18 protein-coding genes are annotated in these 16479 nt (G+C 58.1%); 6 read left to right on the top strand and 12 right to left on the bottom strand.

The genetic code is table 11. From position 1 onward, the window contains the following. Nucleotides 1–74: 74 nt before the first annotated feature. The 8 genes from sucD to ABSG49_RS04270 all read right to left on the bottom strand — a co-directional run bounded on the left by sucD (nt 75) and on the right by ABSG49_RS04270 (nt 6181). Nucleotides 75–953, bottom strand: coding sequence for a succinate--CoA ligase subunit alpha (sucD, locus tag ABSG49_RS04305; protein ID WP_424024870.1), 879 nt, complete (start codon nt 951–953; stop codon nt 75–77). Beyond that, complete coding sequence (locus tag ABSG49_RS04300; RefSeq protein ID WP_424024869.1) at nt 950–2035, bottom strand: succinate--CoA ligase subunit beta; 1086 nt, start codon at nt 2033–2035, stop codon at nt 950–952. Before ABSG49_RS04300 ends, sucD begins: the two co-directional genes overlap by 4 nt. Continuing rightward, nucleotides 2032–2562 (bottom strand): 2-oxoacid:acceptor oxidoreductase family protein, encoded by a 531-nt coding sequence (locus ABSG49_RS04295; protein WP_424024868.1) that lies wholly within the window; start codon nt 2560–2562, stop codon nt 2032–2034. The genes ABSG49_RS04300 and ABSG49_RS04295 overlap by 4 nt, the downstream gene beginning before the upstream one ends. Beyond that, nucleotides 2559–3347 carry a thiamine pyrophosphate-dependent enzyme gene (locus ABSG49_RS04290; RefSeq protein ID WP_424024867.1) on the bottom strand — a complete coding sequence of 263 codons (789 nt, stop codon included), beginning with the start codon at nt 3345–3347 and terminating at the stop codon, nt 2559–2561. The genes ABSG49_RS04295 and ABSG49_RS04290 overlap by 4 nt, the downstream gene beginning before the upstream one ends. Continuing rightward, nucleotides 3344–4447, bottom strand: coding sequence for a 2-oxoacid:acceptor oxidoreductase subunit alpha (locus ABSG49_RS04285; protein ID WP_424024866.1), 1104 nt, complete (start codon nt 4445–4447; stop codon nt 3344–3346). Before ABSG49_RS04285 ends, ABSG49_RS04290 begins: the two co-directional genes overlap by 4 nt. Then, entirely contained in the window at nt 4444–4716 is a 273-nt protein-coding gene (locus ABSG49_RS04280) for a 4Fe-4S dicluster domain-containing protein (RefSeq protein ID WP_424024865.1), read from the bottom strand. The genes ABSG49_RS04285 and ABSG49_RS04280 overlap by 4 nt, the downstream gene beginning before the upstream one ends. 74 nt (nt 4717–4790) lie before the next feature. Then, nucleotides 4791–5348: a FumA C-terminus/TtdB family hydratase beta subunit gene (locus tag ABSG49_RS04275; RefSeq protein ID WP_424024864.1), complete on the bottom strand. Its 558-nt coding sequence runs from the start codon at nt 5346–5348 to the stop codon at nt 4791–4793. After that, nucleotides 5345–6181 (bottom strand): fumarate hydratase, encoded by an 837-nt coding sequence (locus tag ABSG49_RS04270; RefSeq protein ID WP_424024863.1) that lies wholly within the window; start codon nt 6179–6181, stop codon nt 5345–5347. Before ABSG49_RS04270 ends, ABSG49_RS04275 begins: the two co-directional genes overlap by 4 nt. 189 nt (nt 6182–6370) lie before the next feature. Here ABSG49_RS04270 and ABSG49_RS04265 point away from each other — a divergent pair, with 189 nt between their 5' ends. Next, nucleotides 6371–6808 carry a phage tail protein gene (locus ABSG49_RS04265; RefSeq protein ID WP_424024862.1) on the top strand — a complete coding sequence of 146 codons (438 nt, stop codon included), beginning with the start codon at nt 6371–6373 and terminating at the stop codon, nt 6806–6808. A 33-nt stretch (nt 6809–6841) separates the two neighbouring features. Further along, on the top strand, nt 6842–7318 hold the full coding sequence (locus tag ABSG49_RS04260) for a phage tail protein (protein WP_424024861.1): 477 nt from the start codon (nt 6842–6844) through the stop codon (nt 7316–7318). A 274-nt stretch (nt 7319–7592) separates the two neighbouring features. Here the strand turns inward: ABSG49_RS04260 and ABSG49_RS04255 are convergent, their stop codons facing one another. The 4 genes from ABSG49_RS04255 to ABSG49_RS04240 all read right to left on the bottom strand — a co-directional run bounded on the left by ABSG49_RS04255 (nt 7593) and on the right by ABSG49_RS04240 (nt 11133). Further along, entirely contained in the window at nt 7593–8360 is a 768-nt protein-coding gene (locus ABSG49_RS04255; RefSeq protein WP_424024860.1) for a 50S ribosomal protein L16, read from the bottom strand. 122 nt (nt 8361–8482) lie between these two features. After that, nucleotides 8483–9244 (bottom strand): ABC transporter ATP-binding protein, encoded by a 762-nt coding sequence (locus ABSG49_RS04250; RefSeq protein WP_424024859.1) that lies wholly within the window; start codon nt 9242–9244, stop codon nt 8483–8485. Nucleotide 9245: 1 nt separating this feature from the next. Continuing rightward, entirely contained in the window at nt 9246–10034 is a 789-nt protein-coding gene (locus ABSG49_RS04245; protein WP_424024858.1) for an ABC transporter permease, read from the bottom strand. 91 nt (nt 10035–10125) lie between these two features. Further along, nucleotides 10126–11133 carry an ABC transporter substrate-binding protein gene (locus tag ABSG49_RS04240; protein WP_424024857.1) on the bottom strand — a complete coding sequence of 336 codons (1008 nt, stop codon included), beginning with the start codon at nt 11131–11133 and terminating at the stop codon, nt 10126–10128. A gap of 198 nt (nt 11134–11331) precedes the next feature. Here ABSG49_RS04240 and ABSG49_RS04235 point away from each other — a divergent pair, with 198 nt between their 5' ends. From ABSG49_RS04235 to gatE, 4 genes are read left to right on the top strand one after another with little or no spacing between them, the layout of a single operon-like run. Further along, nucleotides 11332–11865 (top strand): helix-turn-helix domain-containing protein, encoded by a 534-nt coding sequence (locus ABSG49_RS04235; RefSeq protein WP_424024856.1) that lies wholly within the window; start codon nt 11332–11334, stop codon nt 11863–11865. A gap of 48 nt (nt 11866–11913) precedes the next feature. Then, entirely contained in the window at nt 11914–13395 is a 1482-nt protein-coding gene (argH, locus tag ABSG49_RS04230; RefSeq protein ID WP_424024855.1) for an argininosuccinate lyase, read from the top strand. A gap of 26 nt (nt 13396–13421) precedes the next feature. Then, a complete protein-coding gene (gene gatD / locus ABSG49_RS04225) occupies nt 13422–14630 on the top strand; it encodes a Glu-tRNA(Gln) amidotransferase subunit GatD (RefSeq protein ID WP_424024854.1) in 1209 nt (402 codons plus the stop codon). Then, a complete protein-coding gene (gene gatE / locus ABSG49_RS04220) occupies nt 14620–16470 on the top strand; it encodes a Glu-tRNA(Gln) amidotransferase subunit GatE (protein ID WP_424024853.1) in 1851 nt (616 codons plus the stop codon). The genes gatD and gatE overlap by 11 nt, the downstream gene beginning before the upstream one ends. The last annotated feature ends 9 nt before the right edge of the window (nt 16471–16479 follow it).

Below are 16479 nucleotides of genomic sequence, written 5' to 3'. Positions count from 1 at the left end.
CCCTGCAGAACACCGGGGAAAACAGCCTGCGTTATAATACTTGTTTAAAAAACGAGCAGGAGGAGTCTTTTTCATCAACAGTGGCACCGGAACAGTTCCCGCACCATATCCGGGATCTCCGAGACGCGTGACGCCACCGGCACGCCATGCTTTTTGAGCCGGGCAATCTTCGACCGGGCATCGCCTTCTCCCCCTTCGACGATGGCACCCGCGTGGCCCATCCGCTTGTCCGGGGGGGCTGATACGCCGGCAATATAGGAGACAAGAGGGAGGTCGGTGGACTTTGCCCCTTCCTCTTCGAGATTGCCGCCGACTTCCCCGATCAGCACGACCGCTTTTGTCTGGGGATCGTTCTCAAAACGTTCCAGCACATCGACAAAGGTCTGGCCGATCACCGGGTCGCCACCGATACCGACCACCGTGCTCTGGCCGATGCCTGCCCGGGTCAGCTCGTCCACGACTTCATACGTGAGTGTACCCGAGCGGGAGATGACACCAACATTCCCGCGCGAGAAGAGCCCTGCCGGCATGATCCCCATCTTCACCTCGCCGGGCGAGAGGAGCCCGGGGCAGTTGGGGCCGATCACGCTTGAACCCTCCATGCGGGCGTAGGCAATCGCCTTCATGGTGTCCTGCACCGGGATGTGCTCGGTGATGCAGACGATGGTGGTGATGCCGGCATGTGCCTCTTCCATGATCGCATCAGCTGCTGCGCTGGCGGGGACGAAGATCACGGCAGCACCGATGTCGTGCTCCTTCATCGCGTCTTGCACGGTGTTATACACCGGGACATCATGCACCTGCTGGCCGCCCTTGCCGGGCGTCACGCCGGCGACAACCCCCTTGCCTCCCACCTGCTTTGCGTAGGTGTTCATCAGGCCGATGTGGAACTCACCCTGCTTGCCGGTCGCACCCTGCACGAGAATGCCGGTGTTCTTATCGCCGTAGATCATGCGGTCACCTCGACTGCCTTCCGGACCACGAGATCCATCGTGTCCAGCATCTCGTACCCCTTTTCGGAGAGGAGTTTCCTGCCCTCCGCTTCGTTCGTCCCGGCAAGACGGACGATCACTTTCTGGGAGATGCCTGCAGCGATGATCCCTTTTGCCACCTCGTCGCACTTCGTGATCCCGCCCAGGAGGTTCACGACAACGACCTTGACCGTGGGGACGCTTGCAACGAGCCGGACTGCATTCATTACGCGCTCGCTCTCGGCACCGCCGCCGACATCAAGGAAGTTCGCCGCCTTTCCGCCATAGTATTCGATGAGGTCAAGGGTTGCCATCGTGAGCCCGGCACCATTACCAATCACCCCGATGGCACCGTTCAGCTCCACGTACGAGAACCCGTACTTCTCGGCTTCCCGCTCGCGTTCCGAGAGGTCGCGGTTCACGGTGATCCCCTGGCGCCCGAGCGCGTTGTCATCGACAATGATCTTCGCATCCGCGGCAAAGACTCCATTCGGGGTCGTCACGAGCGGATTAATCTCGGCGAGGAGGGCATCCTTCTCGATGAAGATCCGGTAAAGCTTGTTAATGATGGGGCCAATTTCCTTCGGGGCAGTGCCAATCAGCTCGCGGAGCATGAAGGGAGGAAGGTCACGCATGAGGGGATTTGCAACAACCTTCCGGATCAGTTCCGGGTGCTCCCTCGCGGTGATCTCGATCTCTACACCCCCGGCCTCGGTAAAGAGGACGAGCGGCTGTTTGCTCGACCGGTCGATCGTGATGGAGAGATAGTACTCGTGCCGGATATCAAGCCGCTGCTCGGCAAGGACCTCCTTTACGGGCAGGCCCTTGATCTTCCTGTTGAACAGTTCCTTTGCAACGGCAACACCGTCAGCCTTGTCTGCCATCAGGATGCCGCCGGCCTTCCCCCTGCCGCCGACATCGACCTGTGCTTTCAGGACAAGGGCATCGCCCAGATCGCCGAGCCGGGGGGTGAGTTCACCTGCCGACCGGATCAGGAATCCGACCGGGACGGGGATCCCGGCCGCTTTTAGTACGTTCTTTGCCTCGTATTCGCGTAGTTTCATGGTTGCTTCCCCAGTTGCAGGCCAAGCTGCATGGCTTTCAGGTTGAGATCCTCGGTCCCCTTAGGCACGGAGTCGAGGATGGCTTTTTTCAGCGCCTCCCCCTCCACAATATGCGTTGAGGCGATGAGCGCCCCGAGCATCACGATGTTGGCAACGATATCTTTTTTGAGGGTCTGCTTGGCTTCCCGGGTGGCCGGGACCTCGATGCACCGGCACACCGGCCGGGAGGAGACGAGCGTGGAGTCGATGAGCATGATCGCGGGATCCTGTGCATCTGCCCCGTACTTCTCGAACCCTTCCTGAGACATGATCACGTAGATATCCGGGTTCGAGACCTCGGGGTAAAGAATCGGGTCGTCATCGATGATCACGGCGCTCATCGATGCCCCGCCCCGGGCCTCCGGCCCGTACACCTGTGTCTGGACAGCAAACTTGTTGTCATACATCACGGCAGCACGACCGAGAATGACCGCAGACAGGATAATCCCCTGTCCGCCAAAACCGGAGAACCTGACCTCGGTTCTCATGGCCTTACCCCCATCGCCGGCCGATTCCTGTGCGTGAGTTCCCCGACCACGAACATGTCCTCCGGGACAGGCTCCCCGTTCTCAAGCATCCGGTCACGCTTTGCCTTCAGCAGGGAATGGACTTTCAGGTACTCGACGTGGTCTGCCACCTGCCGGAACTTGTTCCTGCGCCCGAACGCGGTGGGGCACTGGACACGGGCCTCGATGAACGAGAAGCCCGGGGTCTCAAGCCCGACGAGGACTGCTTTCTCGAGTTCCTTCACGTGGTAGGAGGTCCAGCGGGCAACGTAGTTCGCCCCCGCAGCAGTTGCCAGCTCGCAGAGGTCAAAGGGCGTTTCGGCACTGCCATAGGGCGTAGTCGATGAGAGGCATCCCTTGGGTGTCGTCGGGCTGCCCTGCCCCCCGGTCATGCCGTAGATCTGGTTGTTCATGCAGACCACTGTGAGGTCAATGTTGCGCCGGCAGGCATGGATGAAATGGTTGCCACCGATGGCCGCTAGATCGCCGTCACCTGTGAATACCACAACATGCAGGTCCGGGTTTGCCATCTTCACGCCGGTGGCGAACGCGAGAGCGCGGCCGTGGGTAGTGTGGAGCGAGTCGGTAAGGATGTACCCGGGTGCACGCGAGGAGCAGCCGATACCCGAAACAAAGACGGTTTCCTCCTTCTTCCAGCCCATCTGGTCGATAGCGGCGAGCGTGCAGTTGATGATCGTCCCGTTCCCGCAGCCCGCGCAGTAGATGTGGGGGAGCCGGTCCTGCCGGTACCAGTCCTCAAAACTCATCGTTTCGCCTCCAGTGCGGCGACGAGCTCCGCAGGGGTGTGCAGCTCCCCGCCGAGCTTGGGGATGCTTTTGACCGGTACCTTCACGTGCCTCTCGATCTCGCGGGCGATCTGGCCGAGGTTCATCTCGGGGACAAGGAAGCACCGGGCGTTTTTGAACTCTGCAAGGGCCTTCTCCGGGAAGGGCCAGACGGTCCGGATCCTTATGAACCCGATGTTTGTATCCTTTTTGTCGTGCATGAGCTGCTGGACCGTCCTCACGGGACCTCCGTAGGCGACAAAGACCTGCTCCGCACCGGGATTGATGATATCATAGTCCGCCATCTCGTCACGGGCGTTCTCGATCTTGTCCACCAGCCGCCGGACCAGCGTTCCGTGCACCTTCGGGTTCGTGGTGCACGGGTAACCCCGCTCGTCATGGGTGAGGCCGGTGACATGGACGTGATGCCCTTTCCCGAACTGACCGAAACCCGGGATAAGGTCAGCGTCCGCCTTGAATGGCAGAGCGCCCGGCATGAGAGGCTTCCTGTCGATACATTCGATCGTGTCGGGGATGATGATCTTCTCCCGCATGTGCCCGACGGTCTCATCGGCCATCAGGAAAACGGGGACGCGGTACTTGTCCGCGAGGTTGAACGCCTTCACGGTCAGATCGTACATCTCCTGCACGCTCGCTGGACAGAGTGCGATGATCGCGTAATCGCCATGCGAACCGAACCGGACCTGCATCATGTCGCCCTGGGCGGACATGGTCGGCTGGCCGGTCGAGGGGCCGCCCCGCTGGACATTGACCACAACACAGGGCGTCTCGGTCATGGCGGCAAACCCGATATTCTCCATCATCAGCGAGAAGCCGGGGCCACTCGTGGCCGTCATGGCCCGGGCACCAGTCCAGGATGCACCGATGATCGAGGCCATGCTTGCGATCTCGTCCTCCATCTGGATGAACACACCGCCTTTCTTCGGCAGGTTTACCGCCATATGCTCGGCAACTTCCGTCGACGGGGTAATCGGGTAGCCCCCGAAGAATGTACAGCCGGCTGCAAGCGCCCCTTCCGCACAGGCAGTGTTTCCCTGCCAGAATTCAAGTCTCGACGTCAATATTCAATCGCCACCTTGTGGGGTTCGTACGGCTCTTCCTCAATCCAGTGGATCGCCTGGTCGGGACAGGTGAGCTGGCAGACGCCGCAGAGCTGCCGCCCGTAGAGGTTCCGAAGCCGGCAGTTGGTGCAGCGCTCGGGCCGGTCCAGTTCCGGTACAGCAATACCTTTGCGGTTGAGCCGTTTTCCCTCCTTAAAGATCTTGTAGGGGCAGACTTTCGTACAGAGATTGCAACCCTTGCACCGGGTCTCGTCGATGGCGAGTTTCATGAATCGGCAGTCCTATCGTATTATATATTCGGTAACCTTTACAAAAAACCTCTTCTTTGGATCATACCGATTTCTTACTGTCTTAGGGAATATTTCCGGAATGCGATTTCTGCTTTTTTCCGGGTCGCTTCAAAAATATCATTACTCTGGGCATCGATGCCAACAACGAGGGGCAGGCGGTCGAGCTGGATTACCCAGACCGCCTCGGCCATGCCAAGATCCTCAAAAAAAACTCCTTTCAGGGTCATATGAGATGAGGCGAGTGCTGCGCAACCACCCGTGAACGCGAGATACACCCCACGGCCACAGAGCTGCTCGCGTACAGCAGCCTCCATCCCGCCTTTCCCGATCAGTCCCCGCACGCCCCGGTCGAGCAGGAAGCCCGACAGGTCGTTCATCCGCGCCGATGTAGTCGGCCCGGCGGCAAGAACGCGGTTGTCCTTCACCACGGGACCGCAGTGATAGATCACCGCCCCTTTCGGATCGAACGGAATCCCCTGTTCCCGCATCCGGAGGTGCGCCTCGTCGCGTGCCGTATAGACGGTGCCGGAGAGCTCCACGTGGTCGCCGGCCCGGAGCGTAAGAATTTCATCACCGAGAGGCGTGCAGAGCTGGACCGGTTCTGCCGTCACCACTGCACCTCCCGGGTCGCATGCCGGTTCGCCCAGCACTGCACATTCACCGCCACGGGCAGAGAAGCGGTATGGCAGCCTGCGGTCTTCACCTTCACCGCGAGGGCGGTTGTGTCGCCCCCCTGCCCCATCGGGCCGATACCGAGCTTGTTGACCGAGTCGCAGATCTGCTGCTCGAACCCGGTCATCGTATCGACCGGCAGGAGCAGTGCCTCCTTCGCGAGCGATGCAGCAAGATCGAACGTCCCCCCGATCCCGATCCCAAGGAAGACGGGAGGGCAGGGCTTTCCTTCGGCATAGAGCATTGTCTCCACGACAAAACCCTCGATACCGTAGACATGAGAGGGGAGGAGCATCGCGATCCGGGAACTGTTCTCCGCCCCGGCACCTTTGGGAAGGACGGTCACGGTGAACCGCACTCCCGGCCGGACGTGGATGGCCGGCATCCCGGCGCCGGTGTTGTCCCCGGTATTATGGCGGGTGAGAGGGTCTACGACATTGGGGCGGAGCGGGACATCTCGCGTTGCCCGGCGGACACCCTCGGCAACCGCGTCATAGAGGCCCTGCGTCAGCGGGACTTCGGGAGGGATCGTGAGATACACGACCGGGACACCGGTGTCCTGGCAGAGAGGCACGCCGAGCCGTTCGGCAACTTCGATATTTTTGAGGATATTGGCAAACTCCCCGCGTGCCACCGGGTTCGTCTCGGCAGCAGCCGCTTTTTCGATCACCCGCAGTACATCCGGGGGAAGACCGATGACCGCATCGCGGTATGCCTGGAAAGTGGCGTCGGCAAGCGCGGAATTAATACGGGCAGGGTCCGGAGTCTGCATTCAATTATACTGAGGAGCGGGGAGTGATATAGAGATTGGGATTCGGGAAACGAGCGGCAGGGCGGGCAGAAAATTTGAGCCATGATTGAACCGGTGAGTCCGGGTGATGTCACCGATATGGCGGAAAGAATAATCGAATAATGATAGTTTTATCATAACGACAGCATATAATCCCCATGAGGCAGAACCATGGTCGACAGAAAAGATCCCTACAGGAATTTTCGATTCCGTTTGGAAATCGATGGTATCACACAGGCCGGATTCAATGAAGTAATTTTTGGGAATGCAACGACAGAGGTCATCGAGTACCGTGAAGGCAGCGATCCGCCGCGGATGCGGAAATTATCCGGCCTGACGCGATACGGCACGATCCAGCTGAAATGGGGCATAACCAATACAATGGACCTGTATAAATGGTATAAAGCAATTACCGATAGCGGGGCAGGTGCAGTGCGGAAAAATATGAGCATCATCCTCGTCGATGAAAGTGGCAGTGACAAATCGCGATGGGATATTGAGCATGCGTGGCCCACCCGCTATGACCCGCCGGATTTCTCGGCACAGGATTCCCGGGTTGCTATCGAGCTGCTGGAGATTACACACGAAGGCTTCCAGCGGGTCCAGTGACCACTGTCCCGGCAATACAGCGGTGAATATCGCATGCCAGTTGAAATATCGCCGGACCCCCTGCCAGCGTTCAGGTTCCGGGTCGAGAAGGGAAGAAAAATCCTTTCGCAGGTAACAGAGGTAAGCGGCCTTGCACTGGATACCCGGGTGCCTACTCTCCCGCAGCCGGAGAGAAAAGACGGGGACCACCCCGCATGCCCGGGGGTTGTGCTGAAACGGGGTGTGACCCAGAATACCGAGTTCTGGGACTGGTTCACTGAGACACAGAAGAACCCAACCCACCGGCAGAATCTCCGCATTGTCATCATGGATGCAGAAGGCAGGGACGCGATCAGCTGGACGCTGGTCAATGCGTACCCGGTGCGGTGGAGCGGACCAGAACTGAGAGCGGATATAAGTGCTGTGGCGTTCGAGAGCCTGGAACTTTATTATGACCGGATCACGCGGCACTCTGCCGGCCGGCACCAGACCGAGCTCTCTGCACTGCCCAGTAACGCGGGAACAAGCTGACAAGGGCAGGCATTCCCTGACGGTTATACTCCGCTTAAGTCAAAGATACCCAGAGTATCTTCTCCAGCCCGGTATTCCCTGACGGTCATACTCCGCTTAAGTCAAAGATACCCAGAGTATCTTCTCCAGCCCGGTATTCCCTGACGGTCATACCGGTCTTCCCAAAACAGGCCTTCTTTTCCCCGGACCCAGATCGGAAAATCCTCCGATCAAAAAATTCAATGAAACCGGAACATACGGGAAAACAACTCGAAAAAAGGATCGATAAAAAAAATTACTTCTTGCCGCCCTTTGCGTGGGCCGGGCCTTTCTTCTCGTCGGCCTTTGCTGCTGCCGGTGCGGCTTCCTTGCCACCCTTTGCTGCCGGTGCTGCGCCCTTGGCTTCCCTGCCGCCCTTTGCGCCACCCTTTGCAGCCTCTGCTCCCTTTGCGGGCTCGGCTGCAGCAGCGGCTGCTGCTGCTGCCTCTTCGGTAACGACCGGTGCTGCAACAACCTTTTCACCGACAAGCTTCGGTGCAGCGATGATCCTGCCGCTGACCTTGATCACGCTCACCTTCAGGTGCGAGGGGCTTGGGAGCTTATGGCTGCCATTGCGCATCGCATTCTTGATCTTCTCAAGGTACTGGGGGGTGGAGAAGACGGTCATGATCTTCTGGCCCGGGTCAACCCGTGCAGCAGTACCAACCGCCTTACCGAATGCAAGACGCATACCTTCCGAGACACGGTCTGCACCGGCACCGGTTGCCTGCTTGTTCTCGCGCAGGACATGGTGGGGGAAGACGCGGACCTTGAAGTGGAAGTTGGACCTGCCAACGTCCTTTAAAAGCCGGCGGTTGATGCTGATACGGCATGCCTCGAGCGCGCTGTGCCGGATCTGGCACGCCTCTTCAACAATCAGGTCGACTTCGGTCGGGAATTCCTGCGAGAGGTTACCCATCTCGAACTGTACGATCTTGCTCCCGGGAACACCGCCCATATATTCGCGCCGTGTATAGGCTTTCTTCGAGATGTTCCTGTACATATGTGCCGGTTTTCTAACCATCGCGTCCTTCTCCTGTGGTATATTGTAAAAAGCGGGCAAAAATATCGGGAAATGAATCGGATATTGATGCCGGTACGCTTCACAAACTGCTTTAATAAAATGGAGATGGAGCGTATTAAACCTTACTGGATAGAACAGTTCTGGTTTATAAGGTCAAGGACATCGCGCCGGACCTGCCCAAACTCCACGCTGGTACGGTCGCGGGGACGCGGGAGTTCAACCGGAAAGATCCTGCAGATCCGGCCCGGCCGGGGTGTGAGCACGATAATCCGGTCGGACAGGAAGACTGCCTCGTCCACGCTGTGGGTGATGAAAACGACCGTCTTTCTGGTCTTTTCCCAGATGCCGAGGAGCTCCTGCTGGAGCATGTTCCGGGTCTGGGCGTCAAGGGCCCCGAACGGTTCGTCCATCAAAAGAAGAACCGGGTCCAGCGCGAGCGCCCGGGCAACGGCTACCCGCTGCCGCATGCCCCCGGAGAGCTCGGAGGGGTAGCTGTTCCTGAACTGGGTAAGGTTAACGAGGTCAAGGTAGTGTTCCGCGATCCGGTAGCGTTCTTCCTTGACCATCCCCTTCATCTCCAGGCCAAACGCGATATTGTCAATGACAGTACGCCACGGAAACAGGGAGTATTCCTGGAAAACGAAACCTACCTTCGGGCTTGGGCTCTTTATCTCTTCGCCATCGAGAATGATGGATCCGCTCCTGGCCTCGTCAAGTCCGGCAATCAGGCGGAGGAGAGTTGTCTTGCCGCAGCCGGAAGACCCGAGGATACAGACAAACTCCTTGTCATGGACTTCAAAACTGAGATGCTCGAGCACGCTCAGCTCGGATCCATCGTCGCGCGGAAACAACTGGTTCAGGTCGCGTATCTGCAGATCCCCCATCTCATGCCACCTCCCCGGTCCGCCACTTCAGGAAGTGCCGGTCAAGGTAATACCGGAAGACCATATCGAAGGCAAGCCCTATGAAACCGAGGATGATCATGTAGACAACAACGCTGTCCATCTGGTGGATGTCGTAGAACCACCAGAGCTTCTGGCCAAGCCCGTAGTTTGAGACGCCAAAGAGCTCGGCAGCAACCAGGCACATCCAGCCAACTCCTGTCGCAATACGGATACCTGCGGCAACAGAGGGAAGGGCTGCGGGGAATGCGATGTACCGGATCAGGTCCCGGTCCTTTGTGCACCCGAGCATCTTCCCCGCTTCGACAAAGATCCGGGGCACACTGCGAAACCCGCTGTAGGTGTTGATGATGATGGGAAAAACTGCCCCGGCGAAGATGACAAAACCTGCTGACCAGGCGGTGAGCCCGAACCAGATGATCGCAAATGGGATCCACGCGAGCGGGGGAATCGGGCGGAATATCTCAACGATCGGGTCGATGAAAGCATTGAACCGATGGTTCCAGCCCATGGCGATCCCGAGCGGGATGCCGACAAGGATAGCAACCCCCAGGCCGATGGCGAAATGGATCAGACTGTCCTTTAAGTCAAGCAGGAGGGTTCCATGCTGGAGGAGGTTGACAAATGCAGCGGCGACATCGGTGGGTGCCGGCAGGATGAAGGGGTAGCGGATGATGACGGCAGCGATGATCTCCCATATGACCAGCGCGAGGATGATCGCGAGGGCACCGAGCCACCGGTCTTTTCCATTCTTCTGCACGTGCGATCCCATACGTGTCCCTTTTACCATTGTTTCCGGAATATCCTCCGGTGTTCTGTATAGTAAAGAACCTCAAGGAAAAAAAGTGTTGGTAAAGGGTGCGTTAACTCTTCTGGTAGAAGCTCAGATCGAAGAGGTCGTCCTTGGTGAGGGGCTTCTTGATGATCCCGGAGTTGTACTGGATCCTGGCGTAGTCAAGAACTGGATTGATAATGATATTCGGATCCGATGCCCAGTTACCATCCCATTCCTTTAACGAATCTTTGACATCCTCAAGTTTCGTACCGGTCTTATTCGAAAAGATCCCTGCTGCCTCATCAAGATTCTGCTCGTTGTAGGCAACTGCCTTGTCATTTGTCTTGATGATCTGCCTCACGATTTCCGGGTGCTCCCGGATCAGCTTGCCGCTGACTACAAGGACACAGCAGGTATGGTTGGGATACATTTCACCAGAGTGGACAACGATCTTCCCTTTGCCCAGGTTGACTACTGTACTGGGTGACGGAGTAGGCAGGAAGACGGCGTCGACCTTGCCGGCAGCAATTGCCGTGACCGCGTCACCGCCGTTCATTCCCTTGATCGTGACATCTTTATCCGGAGTAATATTGTTCTGCATGAGCCAGTTACGGAGGATCGTGTCCTGGATGGTGCCGGCCGGGAAGGTCGCAATCGTCAGACCTTTAAGGCTCTGCGGGCCGCTATAGTTCAGGTCATTCCTGACCACGAGGTCGGAACCCTGGGTATTGACACCGGCAACGATCTTCGCATCAAGCCCCGTGGCTACGGCGCTGAGGACCGGGGCAGAGCCAACGTAGGCAACATCAATATCTCCGGCAAGCATGGCCTGCATCTCAGGGGCCCCGGTGGGGAAGACCGTGTCCGTCACATTCACCACACCGAGAGGTGCCAAGTCCTGCTGCCACCAGCCCTTGTCCATGGCAGTAATCTCCGCCATCTGGTGGGTGCTGGGCTGGTAACCGATGCGGAGTTCCTTGATTGGTGCCGCAGTGGATGTCGTGCTCGTTGTCGCCGAAGGCTGTGTGCAGCCGGCAGTGATCAGGAGAAGGGCAATCGCGATGAGGGCAATCGCTGCGATCTTCATTGACTTCATACGGAAGTGTTGTTTCGGGATTATTAAATATTACACTATCTGGGCAATATTTCTCTCATTTTGTCCTATTTTAATGAGAAAATTTTACAATAAGATAATTATTTTATCATTAATGTCCACAACCCGCAGTTCTCCGGCATTACTTTTAAGGACAAAAAGAAAATATTTTTCTTTAATTAGCCTCTTTGTATCTGGTATATGGCACTGGTAGACCCCATCGACCGGCTCATGCGCGCTGCAATTATCTCAGATGAAGAGTTCGTCACCTCACTCAACGACCTCCTCCGACACGACCTGCGGATCAGCGTGCGGGAATTATCGGAAAAGAGCGGGATTGCCCAGAGCTCGCTCTACAAGATCCTGCATGGGAAGCGATCACCCAACCTCTCAACCCTCCGTTCGATCGTCCGTGCCCTGCGCCAGTTCTATCATGTTGGTGCAGAAGACTTCATCGGCCTCATCGCAGCGCGCCCGGTGCTCGAGAGCGTGGAGGAACGGGTGGCGGAGATCGATGGCCATCGCATGCGGGTGCGGGAGTATCCCGTCCACACCATGGAAGACGCAATTGTCGCAGCGGTACGGGCGGAGCGTGAAGGGGCGATTGCGATTGTCTGCGCCCCGATCGTATCCAGCATCATCGAACAGCTGGTGCACGTCCCGGTGGCGACAATAATCCCCCGCGAATCGGTACAACGGGCGATTGAACTTGCGGCACGCAAGGCGTGGCTTTAATCAGTGCAGAGCAAATAGGTAAACGAGTACAAACCGGATGGTGAACGGATGCGAACCGACGTTGTAAGGCTGGGGCGCCTTTCCGGTGAGAGAAGCGGCGAGATGATGCACTTCCTCTCATCGATGCGTGCAGACCGCTGTATTGCCGATGCGGATATCCTTGTTGATATTGCCCACGTGCTCATGCTGGACAAGCAGAAGATCAACGAGCGGGAGACCACCCGGAAGCTCCTCCCGGCACTGCTCGAACTTCATGACGATGGGATACCGGATGAAGCCTTCCACGACCGTTTCGAGGATGTGCATGCCGGGATCGAATCGCTCCTGATCGAGGCTCTTGGCGTTGATGCCGGCGGCCGCATGCACATGGGACGGTCGCGGAATGACGAGGTTGCGACCTGCATCCGGATCAAGCTGCGGGACGACCTGCTCAAACAGATGGCTGCACTGCTGAAGGTCCGGGAAGTGCTGGTCGCGCTGTCGGAGAAACATGCCGACAGTATCATGCCCGGGTTCACCCACCTGCAGCACGCCCAGCCCACGACCCTTGCCCACCACCTCCTCGCCTACGAGCAGGCATTCTCCCGGGATTTTGACCGTCTCAGGGATGCATATGCGAGGGTCAACCAGTCCCCTCTTGGAGCCGCTGCCTTTGCATCCACCGGTTACCCCATCAACCGTGAATTCACGGCATCCCTTCTTGGGTTCGACGGTCTTGTCACCAATACCATGGATGCCGTGGCCACGCGGGACTTTGCCCTCGAGGTCCTTGCCGATCTTTCCATCCTCATGACAAACATAAGCCGGCTCTGTGAGGAACTGATCATCTGGAGCACATCGTTTGTGAAATTTGTTGCTCTTGACGATGCCTTCTGTTCCACCTCATCCATCATGCCCCAGAAAAAGAACCCGGACACGGCTGAGATCATGCGGGCAAAGACCGGGTCGGTCTTCGGTGCATTCAGCGGTGCCCTCGTCACGGTCAAGGGGCTCCCCATGAGTTATAACCGCGACCTCCAGGAGCTCACCCCCAACATCTGGCGGGGGATGCAGGATACAAAGGAGAGCCTTCGCCTCCTTATCGACATGCTCGCAAGTGCTACGTTCGACACAGAACGGATGCGGGAGGAAGCCGGCAGGGGGTTTTCAACAGCAACCGAACTTGCGGACTCTCTGGTGCGAGCCTACGATATCCCCTTCCGGACTGCCCACAACATTGTCGGCAGGGCGGTCCGGAAAGGAGACCTCTCCCTTGTCACACTTGAGGAAGCAGCACAGGAAGTAGGTGAAGGGGTCTCGCTCACCGGAAAAGGGCTCACCCAGCAGAAGATCGATGAGGTGCTCGACCCGAAATATTCCATTGCTCTCCGTAAAGCTCCCGGCGGCCCTGCACCGGTTGCCATAAAAGCTGCTGTGGCCGAACGCAAAAAGCAGCTCGATGCGGACTCTGCACTCATCGACCAGAAGCTTGCAAAACTTGCCAAGGCAAAAGAAGACCTGATATCAAGGGCCCGGAGGCTGGTAGCATAATCCCACCGTTCGTTTCCGGGGATCTCGTGCGGTGTGATTACGGCGGGAAGAGCAGGAATGGCATTTACATTACCGAACGTGACGGCATGGCTGTCGTCAAGATGGATTCCGGGTATAACATCGGCGTACCTCCCGGGGTCTGCACATTCATCGAACGCCCGTCACCGGGTGCGGTAAAGCCCTATGAAGTAGCACAGAACAGCAGTCTTCCTACCCTTTCCATCGTCTCCACGGGGGGGACGATCGCAAGCCGGATCGATTACCGGACCGGTTCCGTGACGAGCCAGTTCAATGCCAGCGATATCCTCGTCGCTATCCCCGAGCTCGCTGAGATCGCAAATTACCGCACCATCCCACTTGCCACCATCCTCTCGGAGAATATGACCCCCGCCATCTGGCAGGACCTCGCCCGTGCGGTCTGCAAGGAGATCCAGGGAGGTTCACAGGGTATCATCGTTACCCACGGGACAGACACCCTGGCATATAGTGCGGCCGCCCTCAGTTTCATGGTCGATACCCCGGTGCCGGTGGTCTTTGTCGGGTCCCAGCGATCTGCCGACCGTCCTTCGAGCGACAACGCAATGAATGCGGTCTGTGCGGCTGCGGCTGCAACGAGCGATCTTGGCGAGATCGCTGTTGTCATGCATGCCTCGACCAACGATGACAGGTGTACCATCCACCGTGGCACACGGGTGCGGAAGATGCACACATCACGCCGAGACGCGTTCCGGAGCATGGGGATCGCACCGCTCGGGCACGTTGAATATCCTTCCCGCACCGTGACGCTCGCACCGGAGGCAGTCCGGCGCGGGAAACACAAACTGGCGCTCCATGAGAAGCTCGAACCGCACTGTGCCCTCATACAGTTCTACCCGGGGATGTCACCGGAGATTCTGAAGGGGTTCGAAGGGTACCGCGGACTCGTGATCTCCGGTACCGGTCTTGGGCATACCAGCACCGTTCTCCTGCCGGAACTGAGGCGTCTCACCGATGCAGGGACCATGGTAGTCATGACCTCGCAGTGCATGAACGGGAGGGTCTGTGATCGCGTATACGATACCGGGCGCGACCTGCTCGGTGCCGGGGTCATTGAAGGCGGCGATATGCTGCCGGAAGCGGCGCTGGTCAAGCTGATGTGGGTGCTCGGCAACGAGAAGAACAACAAGAAGGCGCAGATCCTGATGCAGACGGATCTCAAAGGGGAGTGCAACCGAAGGAGCGCCCATGGATTATAAGAAGGCCCGCCTTGTTGCCGGGATCGAGATCCACCAGCAGCTGGATACCGCAGAGAAACTCTTCTGCCACTGCCCGACTGCACTCCGAGAGACAGCCGAACATAACGGCGAATTTTCACGGTTCCTGCGTGCGACGGTCAGCGAGATGGGGGAGATCGACCGGGCGGCAAAGGAAGAGATGAAGCATGACCGCCGGTTCCGATACTACACCTACGATACGACCTGCCTTGTCGAGAATGACGAGGAGCCCCCCGCACCGATGAACGATGAGGCGCTCTCGGTCTGTCTTACCCTCGGGAAGATGTTCGGCATGACGCCGGTCCCCCAGGTGCACACGATGCGCAAGCTCGTGATCGACGGCTCGAACACGAGCGGGTTCCAGCGCACGGCCCTCGTTGCATTGAGCGGGACCCTGCCAAACGGAGGGCAGATCGAGACAATCTGTCTTGAGGAGGAAGCGGCCCAGAGGGTGAAGGACGACATCTTCTCGCTCGACCGCCTCGGCATTCCCCTCATCGAGATCACGACATCCCCCTGCATGCATACGCCTGAAGACGTGCAGAAGGTTGCTGAATATATCGGCATGGTGCTCCGCTCCACTGGTAAGGTGAAGCGCGGGATCGGGACGATCCGTCAGGATGTCAATATCTCGATCGCACAGGGCGCCCGCGTGGAGATCAAAGGTGTACAGGAACTGGACCTGATCGCGGAGGTTGTCAGGCGCGAGGTGCAGCGGCAGCAGAGCCTCCTTGCGATACGCGACGAACTCAAAGACCGGGGGGCATCCGTGGATGATGCCAGTGCACAGGACATCACCTCCCTGTTAAGGGACACAAAATCCACGGTGCTGAAGAAGGCAAAGAAGATCCACGCGATTGTCCTCAAAGGTTTTGCCGGCCTCGTTGGCCGCGAGATCCAGCCGGAGCGCCGGCTGGGCAGCGAAATGTCGGATTATGCAAAGAAATGCGGGGTCGGCGGGATCTTCCATACCGACGAACTCCCGGCATACGGGGTTACTGCAGAAGAAGTCGCTCTCCTGAGAAACCATATGAACGCCGGGGAGGAGGATTGTGTGATTATTGTTGCAGGTGCCAGTGAGAAACGGGCATCGTGCGCAATCAGCCAGGTGATCACCCGGGCAACGATCGCCCTCTCAGACAAACCGGTTCCCGAAGAGACAAGGAAGATGCTTGAGAGCGGGAGCACTGCCTACATGCGCCCGCTGCCGGGTGCAGCCCGGATGTATCCGGAGACGGACGTCCTCCCGGTCGTTATTGATGATGCATGGTGGAATGCCATTACTGTTCCCGAACTGCTGACCACGCGGGCGGAGCGGTATATGAAAGAGTATGAGATCGATCGCCCGTATGCTCTGAAGCTTGCCGGTTCCGAAAAACTCCCCCTGTTTGAACGCGCGGTAAACGAGGGTATCCAACCCAAACTCGCCGCATTTACGATCCTGTCTACATCGACTGAACTCAGGAGGGACGGTGTCGATATCAGGAAAATCCCCGACGACGCATATCTTGCTGCATGGCACGCGGTGAATGGGGGGCGGGCGGCGAAAGAGGCGATATCGGAGATCTTACGGAGCGTCGCGGCCGGAAGTACCGTTGAGGAAGCCCTCAAGAAACAGGCACCCTCCGTCTCACGCGAAGAACTCGAAGTAATTGTCAGGAAGATCATAAGAGACCGCTCCGACTTTGTCGCGCAGAAAGGGAAGGCCGCGCTTGGTCCTCTCATGGGTGTGGTCATGGCAGAGGTGCGGGGATCGGTTGACGGGAAACTTGTCAGTGAGGTCCTGAAGAAGGAGATTGAGAAGGCACTCGGAGGAATGTGAGGGAGTGCC

Origin of the sequence: Methanoregula sp., assembly GCF_049510175.1 — an archaeon.
In the GTDB taxonomy this organism is placed as follows: domain Archaea; phylum Halobacteriota; class Methanomicrobia; order Methanomicrobiales; family Methanospirillaceae; genus Methanoregula.
The sequence above is the reverse complement of the archived record's forward strand: the minus strand, read 5'-3'. Positions and strand labels throughout refer to the sequence as shown.